General features: G+C 65.3%; 11 protein-coding genes, 1 tRNA gene and 2 pseudogenes. 7 read left to right on the forward strand and 7 right to left on the reverse strand.

Annotated features, from left to right (window positions below; all coding sequences use genetic code 11):
* Positions 1 to 253: 253 nt before the first annotated feature.
* The gene (locus tag CRJ03_RS16285; RefSeq protein WP_104019939.1) at positions 254 to 1,411 is read right to left on the reverse strand and encodes a glycine cleavage T C-terminal barrel domain-containing protein; all 1,158 of its coding nucleotides are present in this window, start codon (positions 1,409 to 1,411) and stop codon (positions 254 to 256) included.
* 189 nt (positions 1,412 to 1,600) lie between these two features.
* A complete protein-coding gene (locus tag CRJ03_RS16290) occupies positions 1,601 to 2,107 on the reverse strand; it encodes an Lrp/AsnC family transcriptional regulator (protein ID WP_104019940.1) in 507 nt (168 codons plus the stop codon).
* A gap of 2 nt (positions 2,108 to 2,109) precedes the next feature.
* Here CRJ03_RS16290 and CRJ03_RS16295 point away from each other — a divergent pair, with 2 nt between their 5' ends.
* The 5 genes and pseudogenes from CRJ03_RS16295 (at position 2,110) to CRJ03_RS16315 (ending at position 7,993) form a co-directional block, all read left to right on the forward strand.
* A complete protein-coding gene (locus CRJ03_RS16295) occupies positions 2,110 to 2,730 on the forward strand; it encodes a tyrosine-type recombinase/integrase (protein WP_104019941.1) in 621 nt (206 codons plus the stop codon).
* A gap of 334 nt (positions 2,731 to 3,064) precedes the next feature.
* A pseudogene (locus CRJ03_RS16300) lies at positions 3,065 to 3,418 on the forward strand (transposase); the annotation flags it as partial.
* A 272-nt stretch (positions 3,419 to 3,690) separates the two neighbouring features.
* Complete coding sequence (locus CRJ03_RS16305; RefSeq protein ID WP_104019942.1) at positions 3,691 to 4,395, forward strand: ABC transporter ATP-binding protein; 705 nt, start codon at positions 3,691 to 3,693, stop codon at positions 4,393 to 4,395.
* 10 nt (positions 4,396 to 4,405) lie between these two features.
* Positions 4,406 to 6,769 carry an ABC transporter permease gene (locus tag CRJ03_RS16310; RefSeq protein ID WP_104019943.1) on the forward strand — a complete coding sequence of 788 codons (2,364 nt, stop codon included), beginning with the start codon at positions 4,406 to 4,408 and terminating at the stop codon, positions 6,767 to 6,769.
* Between the two features lie 9 nt (positions 6,770 to 6,778).
* Entirely contained in the window at positions 6,779 to 7,993 is a 1,215-nt protein-coding gene (locus CRJ03_RS16315) for an efflux RND transporter periplasmic adaptor subunit (RefSeq protein WP_240611703.1), read from the forward strand.
* A gap of 170 nt (positions 7,994 to 8,163) precedes the next feature.
* On the opposite strand, the pseudogene CRJ03_RS16320 reads toward CRJ03_RS16315, so the two are convergent.
* A pseudogene (locus tag CRJ03_RS16320) lies at positions 8,164 to 8,430 on the reverse strand (transposase); the annotation flags it as partial.
* A 639-nt stretch (positions 8,431 to 9,069) separates the two neighbouring features.
* Here CRJ03_RS16320 and CRJ03_RS20610 point away from each other — a divergent pair.
* Positions 9,070 to 9,375: a DUF4145 domain-containing protein gene (locus tag CRJ03_RS20610; protein ID WP_369126389.1), complete on the forward strand. Its 306-nt coding sequence runs from the start codon at positions 9,070 to 9,072 to the stop codon at positions 9,373 to 9,375.
* 115 nt (positions 9,376 to 9,490) lie between these two features.
* Here CRJ03_RS20610 and CRJ03_RS16330 read toward each other — a convergent pair.
* Positions 9,491 to 9,565, reverse strand: a tRNA-Asn gene (locus CRJ03_RS16330).
* Positions 9,566 to 9,623: 58 nt separating this feature from the next.
* Positions 9,624 to 10,562, reverse strand: a complete 939-nt coding sequence (locus tag CRJ03_RS16335) for an MBL fold metallo-hydrolase (protein WP_104019946.1) — start codon at positions 10,560 to 10,562, stop codon at positions 9,624 to 9,626.
* Between the two features lie 47 nt (positions 10,563 to 10,609).
* On the opposite strand from CRJ03_RS16335, the gene CRJ03_RS16340 reads away from it, so the two are divergent.
* Positions 10,610 to 11,893 (forward strand): ATP-binding protein, encoded by a 1,284-nt coding sequence (locus CRJ03_RS16340; RefSeq protein WP_104019947.1) that lies wholly within the window; start codon positions 10,610 to 10,612, stop codon positions 11,891 to 11,893.
* Positions 11,894 to 12,178: 285 nt separating this feature from the next.
* Here the strand turns inward: CRJ03_RS16340 and CRJ03_RS16345 are convergent, their stop codons facing one another.
* Both CRJ03_RS16345 and CRJ03_RS16350 read right to left on the reverse strand, forming a co-directional pair.
* Positions 12,179 to 13,678, reverse strand: coding sequence for a DEAD/DEAH box helicase (locus CRJ03_RS16345; RefSeq protein WP_104019948.1), 1,500 nt, complete (start codon positions 13,676 to 13,678; stop codon positions 12,179 to 12,181).
* A gap of 127 nt (positions 13,679 to 13,805) precedes the next feature.
* Complete coding sequence (locus CRJ03_RS16350; RefSeq protein WP_104019949.1) at positions 13,806 to 14,786, reverse strand: glycosyltransferase family 2 protein; 981 nt, start codon at positions 14,784 to 14,786, stop codon at positions 13,806 to 13,808.
* Between the last annotated feature and the right edge of the window lie 318 nt (positions 14,787 to 15,104).

Genomic DNA, 15,104 nt, shown 5'->3' on the forward strand with positions numbered 1-15,104 from the left:
AGCGCCCGCCCGTCACGCCAGAGGCGTGCCGCCGATATCGGCGCACCTCCGGTGCGACGGGGCGGTCGGGCGCTGCGCGGCGGCGCGTTCCGCGCCTTGATTCCGCGCAAGTGGGCCAAGACCGGAAGGTCCGCTCCAGGCCAATCGCACCCCTCACGACGCATCCGCCAACCGGCGGCGCCGTCCGCAAGACAGCCATGCGAGGTCGCCGGTTACACAGCGCGATGCCCCGACCGTGACCTGCCCCGCGGCCTCAGCCCATCGCCGCGCCCGTCGCCGCGATCTGCTTTCTCGGGTCGAAGAACGGCCTTTCCACCACCGTCGCCTCTACCGGCCCCGCCAGCGTGTGCACCTCCAATGCAGTGCCCAGCCCGGCATGCTCGGCCGAAACCATCGCCAGCGCGATGTTCTGCTTCAGCCGCGGCGAGTAGACCGCCGAGGTGACCTTGCCCACCGTCTCGCCCGCGTGGCTCACCGGCCAGAACCAGGTGTTCGGCCCCGAGAGCGGTGCGCCGCCCAGCCGTAGGCCCACCTGCTTGCGCGCGACCCCGTTGTCGCGGATGCGCCGCAGGGCGAACTTGCCGATGAAATCGGCCTCCATGTCGACATTCACCAGCCGATCAAGACCCAGCTCATAGGGGTTGGTGTGGATGTCGGCGTCGGCGTGATAGCTGAGCATCCCGCCCTCGATCCGGCGGATGGTCGAGGTGTGGCCGGGTTTCAGCCCGAAGGGCAGACCGGCGGTCATGATCCGCTCCCATAGCGCATCGCCCCAATCGCCATCGCGCAGGTAGATCTCGTAGCCCAGCTCGCTCGACCAGCCGGTGCGCGACACGATCAGCGGAATGCCATCGAGATCGACCTCGCGCAGCCAGTAATAGCGCAGGTCCATGATCTCGTCGCCAAAGAGCGCGCGCATGATCTCGCCCGATTTGGGCCCCTGCAATTGCAGCGGCGAGACGTCCGGCTCGGTGATCGTCACGTCCATCCCCGAATGCACCGCCACGCCCTGCGCCCAGAGCAGGATGTCGCTATCGGCGAGCGACAGCCAGAAATGGTTCTCGCCCAGCCGCAGGCAGATCGGATCGTTGAGGATGCCGCCCTCGGCATTGGTGATGAGCACGTATTTGCACTGCCCCACCGCCATGTTCGACAGATCGCGCGGCGTCAGCATCTGCGTGAAGCGCGCGGCGTCCGGCCCGGTGATCTCCACCTGCCGCTCCACGGCCACGTCGCACAGGATCGCGTCGTTCACGAGGGTCCAGAAATTCTGCTCGGGATCGCCGAAATCGCGGGGGATATACATGTGGTTGTAGACCGAGAAGCCCTGCGCCCCCCATCGCACGGTTGCGTCGAAATACGGTGACTTGCGTATTTGCGTGCCGAAGCCGAAATCGTTCGATTGCGCCATGTCAGTCGCCTCCCTTGTCCATCGGCGGCCATCCGGGCCGCACGGCGTTTCGATAACGGCCCTTCTAACGCAGCGTGATCTTTGCTGTGGTCTGAATATTCCCGGTGCAAAGATCGTGCAGGCTGTTTTCCCGGCCCCGGTCAGGCCAAACGGTCCTGCGCGGCGGCCGCAGGCCCGGTGGCGGACGAATCAGGACATGTCGGCGGACGGCCTGGCCGCGGGGGCGAGCGTTGCGAGATCGGGGGGCGCATGCTTGACCGAGCGGGTGGTGAAATAGGTCACGTACCGGTCGATCCCGAGGTCGGAATCCAGGAGCCCCGCCATCAGCGCCTCGAACGCGGCCACGTTGCGGACATAGACGGTCATGATGTAATCCATGCCGCCGCCGGTGGCGACACAGTCGGTGATCTCGTCGAGTCCCGCGATATGGGCCTCGAACCGGTCGAAATCCGCCCGCCGGTGATGCGTAAGCGAGACGGTCACGATCACCCGCGTGAAATCGACGATCCGCTCCAGCGCGATCTCTGCCCGGTAGCCCCGGATCAGCCCTGCCGCCTTGAGCCGGTCGAGCCGCGCCCAGCAGGGCGTGGGCGACAGGTTGACGATCTCGGCGAGCCGCGTCTTGCTGAGTTGCCCGTGCCGCTGCACGGCACCCAGGATGCGGATATCAATCGCGTCGAGACCCGTTCTTTTCATCCATGCGCCTTCTTCCGGGGGCCGTCGCCGGCATCGTCGCCGCGTCACGCCCACTTGCACGACCGATCCTAACCGTCAATCTAGGCGATTACTGGCCATTTTCGACCGCTTTTCGGCGGATCGCGTCGGGAGGGACCTCCGCGCCCCCCCGGCTAGCCGCGCATACCGTCTACCTGACCGATGCCGCCTTGCAGATCATCGCGGAGGCCAAGGCCGAGATTGACCGCCTGCCACGGCGCAGGGATGAACCTTGGAGCGGCTTTCTATTCGAGGCCAGACCGGGCAGCCCGATCACAAACGCCGCCTTGTGCCGCGCGGTGGACCGCCAGCACGTCGCACTCGGGGCAAAGGTAGTGCAGCCTTGGGGGAGGTGGACCCCGCACGATCTGCGCCGCACCATGCGCACCGGGCTTTCCGCGTGCCGTGTGAGGCCCGACATTGCCGAAATGACCATCGGGCATGTGAAGAGCGGGATCATCGCCGTTTACGATCACCACAGTTTCGACGCTGAGCGACAAGCGGCATGGGAGGCATGGGACGCTCGCCTATCGCGGATCGTGACCGGACAAGACCCGGACGCGGCGCGGGCCAACAACGTGGTGAGGCTCGAGGTCGCAAAGTGATATGCCGCAAGATGACGGCTATCCTTGGTAGTCGATTTGTCCTGTGAATCGGCCAGCAAAAAAAGCCCCCGATGAGCGAGAACCATCTTGGGGCACGCTGCCGGACAAGAAGGTTGTCGCTCATCTGGTGTGAAGCACACGACTTGATCTGGCATTGACCCAATACCAACGGCCCCGGTCCGTGACTCTTGCGGGGTTCCCTTCGGTTCGGGTGGATTTCGACCCTCGTGTTCGGCTGGAATTCAAAGGCACACAGCTCAGTTCGGACGGCGGTCTGCTGGTGATGCGCGAGCTGGATGACACGCTCGGGCTGTCGGGTCTGGCGGCGGCGGCGCTGCGGTTCTATAACCAGCGCGACACCGCTGAGCAGCACATCAAGGAAGGCAAACACGCCTTCCACTGGACGCGGCTGTCGTGCAGGCGGTTCCGCGACAACGAGGTCCGGCTGCACCTGCACGCGCTGGCCTACAACTTGGCCACCTTCCTGCGCTGCATCGAGCTGCCCGAGGAAATGGCCGACTGGCCGCTGACCAGCCTGCAACTCAAGCTGATCAAGATCGGAGCCCGCGTCGTCCGCCGTGCCCGCGCAATCACCTTCCAACTGGCCGAAGCGGCCGTCACCGGCCCGATGGCGCGCGCCATCCTTGCCGCCATCCACCGACTGCGAGCGCCACCGTCATGCGCGTGACCGCGATCCTGTCCCAAACTCCGCGAAACCGGCTCGACAAGTCTGTCCGGCGCGCTGAAAAACACTTCAAAAGGCCGAGGACGACCCCGCCGCTTGGCCTGAAACACCCACAACCGGACGTCTGCGCGGTCCGGAGCGAAGTAACGCTTGACCGCACGGCCTCGTCCAGCCATTTTTTCATCCAACGGCAGGCCACTTGGGGAATGTCGGTTGATGGGTATCATGTCCCTGACCCACGGGCACCATAGACTGGGGCCGGAAAAGCGGGCACGATGAACGCAGTATTCCGAACGCAAGACCTGACCAAGGTTTACGACACCGGCGAATTGCAGATCCGGGCGCTGGATGGCGTCAACCTCGAGCTTTACTCCGGCGAGTTGGCGGTGCTGCTCGGGCCGTCCGGCAGCGGCAAGTCCACGCTGCTCAATATCCTCGGCGGGCTTGATCATGCGACCTCGGGCAAGGTCTGGTTTCGCGACTTGGAGCTGTCCTCGCTCAAGGACCGGGATTTGACCCTCTATCGGCGAGATCATGTCGGGTTCGTTTTTCAGTTCTACAACCTTGTGGCCAGCCTGACGGCGCGCGAGAACGTGCAACTGGTCACCGATGTCGCGCCCAACCCGATGCCCGCCGAAGAGGCGCTGGCGCAGGTCGGACTTGAGCATCGGATGGACCATTTCCCGGCCGAGATGTCCGGCGGCGAGCAGCAGCGCGTGGCCATCGCGCGGGCCATCGCCAAGCGGCCCGAGGTGCTGTTGTGCGACGAGCCGACCGGCGCGCTCGACAGCAAGACCGGCGTTCAGGTGCTGGAGGTGCTGCGCGACGTGAACGAAAGGCTGGGCACCAGCACGGCGGTCATCACCCACAACGCAGCGATCCGCCGGATGGCCCACCGTGTGGTGTATTTCCTTGATGGACGGATCGACCGGGTTGAGGAGAACGACACCCGCCTCGCGCCCTCCGAGATAAGCTGGTGAGGGCGGGGCGATGACCGCGCTCGATCGCAAGCTCATCCGCGATTTCCGCCGCCTCTGGGCGCAGGCACTGGCCATCGCGTTGGTTCTGGCATGCGGCGTGGCGATCCTGCTGACGACATTCGGCACGTTCATGTCGCTGGAGGACACGCGCAACGCCTATTACGAGCGCAACCGGTTTGCCGATGTCTTTGCCGAGGCCAGCCGCGCGCCGCGATGGCTGATGCAGGAAATCCGACAGATCCAGGGCGTGCGCGCAGCCGATGCCCGCATATCGCAATTCGCGGTGCTGGACGTACCGGGACAACAGGAAACCGTCACCGCACGCATTCTCTCTCTGCCCGCCACCGGAACCCCGCGCCTGAACCTGCCGGTTCTGCAAACCGGGCGGCTGCCGTCGCCCGATGCGGCGAACGAGGTGGCGGTGAACGCCCCTTTTGCCAAGGCCAGCCACTTGCAACCGGGCGACACCTTTCACGTCAATCTTAACGGGCACCGGCGCGAGCTGACCCTTACCGGCACTCTCCTGTCGCCGGAGTTCATCTATACTATCGGCCCCGGCGCCCTGATGCCCGACAATGAAACCTATGGTGTGCTCTGGATGCCCGAAACCGCTGTCGCCGCGGCCTTTGACATGGACGGGGCTTTCAACAACGTGACGCTCAAGTTGAGCCGCGGAGCAAACACGGAAGACGTGATCGACCGCCTCGACGATCTGCTCGATACCTACGGCGGGCTGGGCGCCTATGGCCGCGATCTTCAGGTCTCCAACAGCTTCATCGAGGCGGAACTGGAGCAGCTCAAGACCAGCGCGCTGATCCTGCCGCCAATCTTCTACGCGATTTCGGCCTTTCTGGTTGCCATGGTGATGAGCCGCATCATCGCGCTAGAGCGCAGCGAGATCGGGCTGTTGAAGGCGATCGGCTATTCCGATGTCGAGATTTGCGTGCACTACCTGCTGCTGGCCGTACTGATCGCGATGGCTGGCACGCTGATCGGCTGGGGCGCGGGCACATGGCTCGCCCAGGCACTGGCGCGGCTCTACGCACAGTTCTTCGACTTTCCCTACCTGATCTACAATCTCGACCTGGGCGCCTATGCGCTGTCGGGCGTTCTGGCCATTGCCAGCGCGGCGATGGGCGCGGGGCGCAGCGCCTTGCGCGCCGCACGGTTGCCGCCCGCGGTGGCGATGGCCCCGCCCGCGCCACCGAGGTTCAAGCGCACATGGCTCGACCGGGCGATGGCGGCGTTACACCTGTCGCAGCCTGTGGTGATGATCCTGCGCAGCCTGCTGCGCTGGCCGCTGCGCTCAGCTCTGACCTCGCTGGGGTTGGCGCTCGCGGTCGCGGTGCTGGTCGCCACGAGCTTTTTCCCGGCGGCGCTCGACGAATTGGTCTCGACCACCTTCGACCGGTCCAACCGGCAGGATGCCATCCTGATGTTCGATCCAGATATCCCCGAAACCGCGCTGGCCGAGGTGATGCGTCTGCCCGGTGTGATGCGCGCTGAGGGGCAGCAATTCCAGTCTGCCGTGCTGCGTAGCGGGCACCGCGAGAAGGAGGTCGCCATCGAGGCCCGTCGTCCCGGTGCCGACCTGGCGCGGATCATCTCCTCGGATGGGCGCGCGGTCGATCCGCCGCCGCGGGGGCTGATGCTGTCCCAGCGGCTGGCGCGGCAACTGAACGTGCGGCCCGGCGATCTGGTCGAGGTGGAATTCCTCGGTCGGATCAACGAAACGCACGTTGTTCCCGTGGCCGGACTGGTGACGCAGTATATCGGCCTTGGCGCCTATATGGACCTCGACACGCTCAGCCGCCTGCTGCGGCAGGCCCCGCGAATATCGGTCGCCAATCTCAAGGTCGATGCGCAGGCGCTGCCGGACCTGCACCGGGTGCTCAAGGACACGCCCGAACTCAGCGGCTTGATCGACATGACCAGGATGCAGCGCTCATTCGAGGCAACGATCCGCCAGAATGTCGACATCATGACCACAATCTACCTGACGGTCGCGGTGCTGATTACCGTGGGCGTGGCCTATAACGGCGCGCGCATCCAGCTCTCTGAACGCGCACGCGAACTGGCCAGCCTGCGCATCCTGGGGTTTTCGCGCGGCGAGGTATCGTTCATCCTCGTGGGCGAGACAATGATACTCGCGTTGCTGGCGCAGCCGCTTGGCTGGCTTTTGGGGGCCGGGATCGCAAAGGCGCTGGCAGATGGTTCGGCCAGCGATCTCTACCAGATACCGCTGGTCCTGAAACCGGCGGGCTTTGCACTCGCGAGCCTCGTGGTGCTGGCGGCCGCGCTGGTCTCGTCGCTGGTGGTGCGGCGGCGGCTGGACCGACTCGATCTGGTGCAGGTGATGAAAACACGTGAGTAGGGAATGTCCATGAAAACCAGAACGATCATGCTCACTGCCTTTGGTGTGCTGACCGCCGGAATGCTGGGCATCGTCGCCTTCCGGACCGAGCCTGTGCCGGTGGATATCGCCCCCGTCCAGCGCGCGCCCATGCAGGTCACCGTCGATGTCGAGGGCGAAACCCGGATCGCCGAGATCTACGAGGTCGCGGCCCCGATCCGAGGTGTGGTGCGCCGCTCGCCTGTCCGGGTGGGCGATGCCGTGACGGCGGGCGAAACCGTGATCGCCATGATCGACCCTGCCGCCTCGGACCCGCTCGACCCGCGCAGCCGGGTTCAGGCCGAGGCCACCGCGCGCGAAGCCGAGGCGGGGCTCAACATGGCGCGCAGCACCCTGCGCCAGGCCCGCGAAGAGCTCGATCTCGCGCAAAGCGAATACCGCCGCGCGAAGGAGCTGGTCGAGCGTGGGGTCGCCACGCTGACCCGACTGGAGACCGCCGAGCAGACGCTCGGGATGAGCCAGGCAGCGCAGGAGGCGGCCATCTCCAATCTCGAACGGGCGAAAAGCGTGCTGGACCGTGCCCGCGCCACATTCATCGTGCCGGGCACCGATCCCGGCGCGCAAGCCGAGTGCTGCCTGCGGATCACCGCCCCGGTCGACGGTCGCGTGCTGGATATCGAGGTCATTAGCGAACGCCCGGTTGCGGCGGGCACGCGGCTTTTGTCCATCGGTGCGCCGGATGATCTCGAGATCGTTGCCGATGTGCTCTCGACCGACGCCGTGCGCCTCGAGATCGGGGACCGCGCCATTGTCGAGCGATGGGGCGGCGCCGATGTGCTGGAGGCGCGGGTGTCGAGAATCGAGCCGTCCGGCTACACCAAGGTGTCGGCCCTCGGCATCGAGGAACAGCGCGTCGACGTGGTGTTTGACCTGATCTCTCCGGTCACGCAGCGCCCGTCCCTCGGACATGGCTTTGCCGTTTACTTGCGGGTGGTCGAATGGGAACGTGACGACGTTCTGCAAATCCCGCTCAGCGCGTTGTTCCGGCAGGACGGCAAGTGGGCCGTCTTCGTTGCCGAAGACGGCACATCTCGGTTACGCCAGGTAGAAATCGGCCGCATGAATGATCTGTCCGCCGAAATCCTTGGTGGGCTTTCGGTCTCCGACGAGGTGTTGGTTCACCCGAATGAACGGATCGAAGATGGAATTCCCGTGGTCAGGCTGAGAACGGCGGTGCAACATTAGGGTCAGGACTTCGGTAACGGGGTCGGTTCAGTCAACATGTTTCGGGCAAGCAGAATGATCCGCCAGAGCGGTGCTTTTGGTTCGTCGTGTCGGCACTGCTTTCTCTCGCGGCTTTCGGCAGAGGCCCCTCGGGTACATGCTTCGGTTCGTGGTCAGCGCGGTGGCTGCCACATGATGCGTGCAAAGACGCCCTTGTCGCTCCATCGCTTCCAGCGGTTATACAGGGTCTTATGTGGACCGTATTCCGCGTTCGGGCCTTCATTCGGACCAGTGGCATTCAGGCCCTCACCATCGCGCCACCGCAACCCATTGTGATTGATGAAGATAATCCCGCTCAGCACACGCCGATCATCGACGCGCGGCTTACCGTGGGACTTCGGAAAATAGGGCTCCAGACGCGCCATCTGCGCGTCGGTCAGCCAGAAGAGATCAGACATGTTCACCGCGCGATTTTCGAACCGTGAATCACGCGACCCAGAGGAAATCAAAGGGTCCTGACCCTAGGAGGTTATCACGTTGAGAGAGACGGTGAGATATACTATTGGCCTGACAGTGACTTGGGTTGGGATAGTTTTAAGACGCTTTTTGACATTTAGCGCCACGCCAAACGAGCACCGCGTTCCGAGTGGAAGGTGGTGCTCAACAATCCATTAAGAGGCGCAACGTGGTTACGAAAACGCGGCAAGTGGCACTTGATAGAAACAAACCAAGGTTTCGCGTAGACTTGCGTTGTGCCGTGTTTCAAAGAGGATAGCTAATTGTCTTACAGAGATTTCCGCTTAGACCCCAATCAGCTGCAAGGAGTAGCAAACTGTCCCCACTGCGGCGTAGCATCGCCTGTCTTACAGTACCAATGGGGGACTAGCCAGAATCCGATTCCGCGTGCTGACGGAAAGCCAAGGTCACACTGGCGTGTATATGCGTGCACAACCTGTGGCCACCTTGTTACTGCTAAAGGCTTAGCAGGTGAACGTGAGAACAACCCTCCTGTAATTCAGATTTATCCGGACGTTTGGGAGGTAGACGAAGTTGTACCAGAGCGCATCCGAAATTACCTAACTCAGGCGCATCAAACATTGCGTGCGCCAGATGCATCAGTTGTGATGTCAGCATCTAGCATCGACGCTATGCTGAAAGATCACGGTCTTGAAAACGGCTCGTTGTACACGCGAATTGATGAGGCTGTAACGCAAGGCTTGATTACCCAAAAGATGGCAGATTGGGCACATCGTGTCAGACTGGATTCAAACAATCCCAGACACGCGGACACAACTACGCCTCATATGGCGGATGAAGATGCCAAACGAGCATTCGATTACGCGAAGGCCTTAACGGAATATCTTTACTTACTGCCTTCGCGGATGCCTCCGAAAAATCCCTAGATATTGCGTCATCCTACCTCATCACAACCACTGAATCGCCGAAAAAAAGACGTGACCAAAACGTGACCACAAAGAAAAAGGGCTCAGCGAAATCTCGCTAAGCCCTTGTTTTTGTTGGCTCCGGCGGTAGGGATCGAACCTACGACCAATTGATTAACAGTCAACTGCTCTACCGCTGAGCTACGCCGGAACACGTGGGCGCGTATAGCAATCCGGTTCGGGGAGGTCCAGAGGCTTTGTGACAAAAATCATGCGCTTTGCCCGCCATCGTCGGACAGGGCGAAACGGGTCGTGCGCGACAGCGGCGACAGGGCCCTGACACGGGATTTCTGCATCAGGTCCACAAGGTGCGCGAGCACGTTGCGCGCCGCCGCCGGCATCAGCTCGGGGGGCGTGTCGGTATAGATGCGCCGCGCCAGCGTGGCGGCATCCGCCGGGCCGTGGGCGAGGTTGTCGAGTATCGCGGCCTCGCGCGCGTCGCGATGCGCGACCAGCCACCTGACGCGTGTCGCAGGCTCCGTCACCGGCGCGCCGTGACCCGGCAGCAGGCGGGCCGGGGAGGCGGCGGCGAGGCGCGCGCAGGAGGCGTGGAACTGCGTCAGGTCGCCATCGGGCGGCGAGATCAGCGTGCTGGCCCAGCCCATCACCAGGTCGCCGCTGAACATCGTCCCGCCACTCTCAAAGCACATGTGGTTGCAGAAATGCCCCGGCGTCCAGTGCGCGGTGATCCGCCAGCTGTCGCCCGCAATCGCCTCGCCATCTGCGAGCGCGTGATCCGGGGCAAAGCCCGCATCCACCCCCTCGCCGCCGCCGATCCCACCTGCCTCGGCCAGCTGCGTCATCACGGCGCTGCGCCCCGCTTCGGCCCCGCCATAGGCCAGCATCGGTGCGCCGGTCTCCGCTGCGAGGCGACGGGCCAGCGGCGAATGGTCGAGATGGGCGTGGGTCACGAAAATGTGGCTGACGCTCTGCCCAGGCCCGAGCGCGCCGAGGATCGCCCTGAGATGGGCGGGGTCGTCGGGGCCGGGGTCGATCACCGCCAGCCGCCGCTGTCCCAGCAGGTAGGTGTTGGTGCCCCAATGGGTCATCGGCGAGGGGTTCGGCGCGAGGATCGCGCGGACGCCACCGCCCATATCGCGCGCCTCACCGACCGGCGGGGGCGTGTCGGGCTGGGTTGTGTAGGTCATCGCGGTCTCGCTCTTTCTTCCCGGCGCGCTCGGGCGTAGGTTTAGCCATGTCGTTTCGCTGGCTCAAACCCTATCTGCCCCGCGGCCTCTACGGGCGCGCCACGCTGATCCTGCTCTTGCCGGTGGTCACGCTCCTGCTGGTTGTCTCGGTGGTGTTCATCCAGCGCCATTTCGCGGGCGTCACCGAGCAGATGACCAACACCATGATACGCGAGATCCGGCTGGTTCTGGGCACCGATGACCCGGAGGTGGCCGAGATGCTCAAAATCTCGGTCCAGCCGGTGCCCGAGGCGGCGATGCCCGCGCAGGACACGCGGTTGTGGTATGATTTCTCAGGCATCGTGGTGGCGCGCGAGTTGCACGCCGCCTTTCCCGACCTGCTGCGCGTCGCGCTCGCCGATGACGACGTGGTCGAGCTCTATTTCCGGGGCAGCGGCGGGCTCTTGCGGTTTGTCTTCGACCGCCGCCATGTCTCGGCTAGCCAGCCGCATCAGTTGCTGGTCAACATGGTTGTGTTCGGGGCGCTGATGACGGTGATCTCGTTTCTCTACCTGCGCAACCAGCTGCGCCCGATCACCCGGCTGGCAGAGGCGGCTGATGCGTTCGGGCGGGGGCGGCATGTGCCCTACCGTCCTGCGGGCGCAACCGAGGTGCGCGCGGCGGGGCGGGCGTTCGTCGACATGCGTGCGCGCATCGAGCGGCAGATCGAGCAACGCACGCTGATGCTCTCGGGGGTGAGCCACGACCTGCGCACGCCGCTCACGCGGCTGCGGCTGGGTCTCGCCATGCTCGGCGACGAGGAGGCCGCGCCGATGCTGCGCGATGTCGATGACATGCAGCGGCTGCTCGACGGGTTCCTTGATTTCGCCCGTGGTGCGCAGGAGGGCGAGGCCGAGCCGGTCGATCCGGTCGCGCTCGTGCGCCGGATCGTCGATGACATGCAGCGCGCGCAGGTGGCGGTGACGCTGGTCGAAACCGAGGGGGAAGGGGAGGTGCCGCTGCGCGCCGACGGGATCAGGCGCGCGGTGGAAAACCTCATCAGCAATGCCGTGCGCTACGGCACCCGCGCCGAGGTCTCGGTGACGCTGTCGGAGCGCAGCTTGCGCATCCGGGTCGAGGATGACGGACCGGGCATCCCGCCCGAGAGCCGTGAAGAGGCGCTGCGCCCCTTCGCCCGGCTGGAACCCGCCCGCAATCAGAATCGCGGCACCGGCGTCGGGTTGGGGTTGTCGATCGTGGTGGATGTGGCGCGCGCCCACGGCGGCGAGCTGCGGCTGGGCGAAAGCGCGCGGCTTGGCGGGCTGTGCGCCGATATCATGATCGCGCGGTAGCGGCAGGGGCGGAGAGGGGGGCGGGTTCTGGCTTGGAGCGATCGTTGGGTTGATGTCCTCGCGCGGAATCAAGCCCGAAGGGCGCCGCGCATCGCCGGGCCGCCCCCCCCGGCACGGCGATTTGGCTGCAACCTGCTCTGCGCTCTGGTCTTTTTCGGGTTTGCTGAAATAAAGTGCTGCAACACTTACGTCGGTTCGCCGCACCGCGGCCCGCCGATGCGCGGCTCGCTTGGAAGTCCGCTCAAGGCCAAAAGCCCCACAACCACTTGCGCGAATGCGCCGACCTTAGCCGGTGCGCCGCTCGTCGAAGCTCAGCGCGATGAAGCCGGGGAGATGATCGCCCATGCCGACGACCTTGCCGCCGCCATTGTCGTCGCCGCGCCTGCCGCGTTGCCTGGGCTCTGCGGCTCGCTTCTCCTCGCGCGGCTTGGGCGCGTCCTTCTCGGGCGCGCTCTCGGTTCTGGCCTCCTCGGGGGCCGCTTCGGGTGCTTCGGGCGCTTCGGCTTTCTTGCGGCTGACGCTCCGACCGCGTCCACCCCGGCTGCGGCTCGACCGGGACGGGCGTTCGGATTGCTGCGTGTTCTCGTCGCCACCGCCGCTCTGCGCGGTCGCGTTCTCGTCGGCCACCGGGCGGGCCGCGGTCGGATCGGCGAGCCGGGGGATGTCCTTTTGCAAGAGCGCCTCGACCGCCGCGAGGGCCTTCTCGTCGCGCGGGTTGCAGATGGTGAGCGCCTTGCCAGAACGGCCCGCGCGCCCGGTGCGCCCGATGCGGTGGACGTAATCCTCGGGGTGGCCGGGCACGTCGAAATTGAACACGTGGCTGACCGCCGGCACATCGAGCCCGCGCGCGGCCACATCCGAGGCCACCAGCAGCTTCAGCTCGCCCGCCCGGAACGCGTCGAGCGTGCGCGTGCGCTGGCTCTGTTCGAGATCGCCGTGGATCGGCGCCGCGTCATAGCCGTGCTTCTTCAGCGACTTGGCGACGGCGTCCACGTCGATCTTGCGATTGCAGAACACGATCGCGTTGGTGCAGGCCTCGCCCTCGCCATCGATCAGCGCGCGCAGGGCGGCGCGCTTCTCGGCATCCGCGCGGTCGCGGCGCGAAGGTTTCACCATTACCACGTGCTGGTCGATGGTTTCCGACGCGGTGGCCTGCCGCGCCACCTCGATCCGCACCGGGTTCTGGAGAAAGGTGTTGGTGATGCGCTCGATCTCGGGCGCCATCGTGGCCGAGAAGAACAGCGTCTGCCGGGTAAAGGGCGTGAGGCTGAAGATGCGCTCGATATCGGGGATGAAGCCCATGTCGAGCATCCGGTCGGCCTCGTCCACGACCATGATCTGCACGCCGGTCAGCAACAGCTTGCCGCGCTCGAAATGGTCGAGCAAACGTCCCGGCGTGGCGATCAGCACATCGACGCCCTTGTCGATCAGCTTGTCTTGTTCCTTGAAGCTCACCCCGCCGATCAGCAGTGCCTTGGTCAGCTTGAGATACTTGGAATAGGTGTCGAAATTCTCGGCCACCTGCGCGGCCAATTCACGGGTGGGGCACAGCACCAGGCTGCGCGGCATCCGCGCCCGCGCGCGTCCCCGTGCCAGAAGCGACAGCATCGGCAGGGTGAACCCGGCGGTCTTGCCTGTGCCGGTCTGCGCGATACCCAGCACGTCGCGCCCTTCGAGCGCGGAGGGGATGGCATCGGCCTGGATCGGGGTGGGGGTTTCGTATCCGGCCTCTTCGACGGCCTTGAGTACCTTGGGATTGAGGTTGAGTTCGCTGAATGTGGTCATGTGTATCCGCTTTAAGCGGACGCTGAACCCGGCCCGCACGTCTGTCATCGGGATGCGCGCACCCATTGCGCGTCAGGCCCTCGCGAGCCCCCCATCGCTGCCCGCTTACATCAACTGCCGGGGGCGGTCAATGCGGGCGGTCGGGGGCGTCGGGAAAGTGCCGCGCGCGCACGGCATCGGCATCGAGGGTAATGGCGTGCAGGTGGCCATGCGCATCGAGGCGCGCGCGCAGCCCCGGCGTGGCGACGCAGACCTCTTGCCAGAACCGTCGCAGCGCCGCCGTGCCGCCCTCCGCCTCGATCCGGCGAAAGAGCGCATTCATGTTGAGCCCGGTGCCGTCCGGCGCGGCGGGCTTGAGCCCCTCGCGATAGGAACCGTGGGCCAGCCGGTAGGCATAGGTTTCGCGCCAGTGCTCCCACCCGGTGGCGTGCAGGTGGCACAGCCTTGTGCCCTGCAATTCCGGCGGGCTGGCATCCATCTCGCCGGAACGAAAGACGTTGTGGATGCGAAAGCTGACCTCGGGATCGCCGGTGCGCACGAACACCTTGCCCGCCACATGGCTCAGGAACCCGCCGTTGAGATGGGCACCGAAGCCGGGATAGATCGCCTCCGTCTCCTCGCGCCGCTGCCCGGGCAGCCGCGCGCAGGATTTGAACCAGGTCACGCCCTCGGGTGGCGGATCGTCCGGGTCGGGGGCGAGCGCCTCGACCGGGCGGACCCGCGCGCTGAGCGTGCCATCGGGCAGCGCGGCCAGTTGCTCGGGCAGGGGGGTGGCCAGCCAGAGAAACTCGTCCACGTCGATATGCACGAGCCAGTCGACCTGCGGGCGGCGGCGCAGGCAATGCGTGGCGTTGATGCTCTGGCGCGGCTGATGCGCGTCCGGGCGCCCGGCACGCTTGCGCCGCCTGCGCCAATAGCCGTCATCGCACACGATCACCCGACACTTGGGATGGCCCCGCAGCGCCGCCTCGGCCTGCGGGTTGGGGGCGTCGAGATAGACATGCACCCGGTGCGCGCCCAGATCGAGGTGATGGGCGGCGAAATTCAGGATGTCGCGGGCCGGGGCCTTGATCGTGGCCACCACGCCCCATGTGGGAAGACTGCTCATTGGCCAAGGATGCGCGGGCCGCGCGGCGGGGGCAAGGGGGCAGGTCAGGGTCAGCGGGGTTTAGACGGGAATTGGCATGGAACGGACCTTCCGGTCTTGGCCCACTTGCGCGGAATCAAGGCGCGGAACGCGCCGCCGCGCAGCGCCCGACCGCCCCGTCGCACCGGAGGTGCGCCGATATCGGCGGCACGCCTCTGGCGTGACGGGCGGGCGCTCCTCGTCGTTGCAAGTAGCTGTGATTGCAGAAGTATCTTGCACCATAAATCGCGCCGCACAAACCGAACTGCGCCCACCCGGCGGTCGGGCGCTGCGCGGCTC

Origin of the sequence: Roseovarius nitratireducens, from assembly GCF_002925845.1 — a bacterium.
GTDB classification, from domain to species: Bacteria; Pseudomonadota; Alphaproteobacteria; order Rhodobacterales; family Rhodobacteraceae; genus Roseovarius; species Roseovarius nitratireducens.

What these genes read in the sequence shown, in the direction of transcription:
- CRJ03_RS16335 (WP_104019946.1), bottom strand. Translation starts at nt 10,562, where the DNA reads ATGACCTACACAACCCAGCCCGACACGCCCCCGCCGGTCGGTGAGGCG.
- CRJ03_RS16315 (WP_240611703.1), top strand. Translation starts at nt 6,779, where the DNA reads ATGAAAACCAGAACGATCATGCTCACTGCCTTTGGTGTGCTGACCGCC.
- CRJ03_RS16305 (WP_104019942.1), top strand. Translation starts at nt 3,691, where the DNA reads ATGAACGCAGTATTCCGAACGCAAGACCTGACCAAGGTTTACGACACC.
- CRJ03_RS16340 (WP_104019947.1), top strand. Translation starts at nt 10,610, where the DNA reads ATGTCGTTTCGCTGGCTCAAACCCTATCTGCCCCGCGGCCTCTACGGG.
- CRJ03_RS16290 (WP_104019940.1), bottom strand. Translation starts at nt 2,107, where the DNA reads ATGAAAAGAACGGGTCTCGACGCGATTGATATCCGCATCCTGGGTGCC.
- CRJ03_RS16350 (WP_104019949.1), bottom strand. Translation starts at nt 14,786, where the DNA reads ATGAGCAGTCTTCCCACATGGGGCGTGGTGGCCACGATCAAGGCCCCG.
- CRJ03_RS16345 (WP_104019948.1), bottom strand. Translation starts at nt 13,678, where the DNA reads ATGACCACATTCAGCGAACTCAACCTCAATCCCAAGGTACTCAAGGCC.
- CRJ03_RS16310 (WP_104019943.1), top strand. Translation starts at nt 4,406, where the DNA reads ATGACCGCGCTCGATCGCAAGCTCATCCGCGATTTCCGCCGCCTCTGG.
- CRJ03_RS16285 (WP_104019939.1), bottom strand. Translation starts at nt 1,411, where the DNA reads ATGGCGCAATCGAACGATTTCGGCTTCGGCACGCAAATACGCAAGTCA.
- CRJ03_RS16295 (WP_104019941.1), top strand. Translation starts at nt 2,110, where the DNA reads ATGCGCCTTCTTCCGGGGGCCGTCGCCGGCATCGTCGCCGCGTCACGC.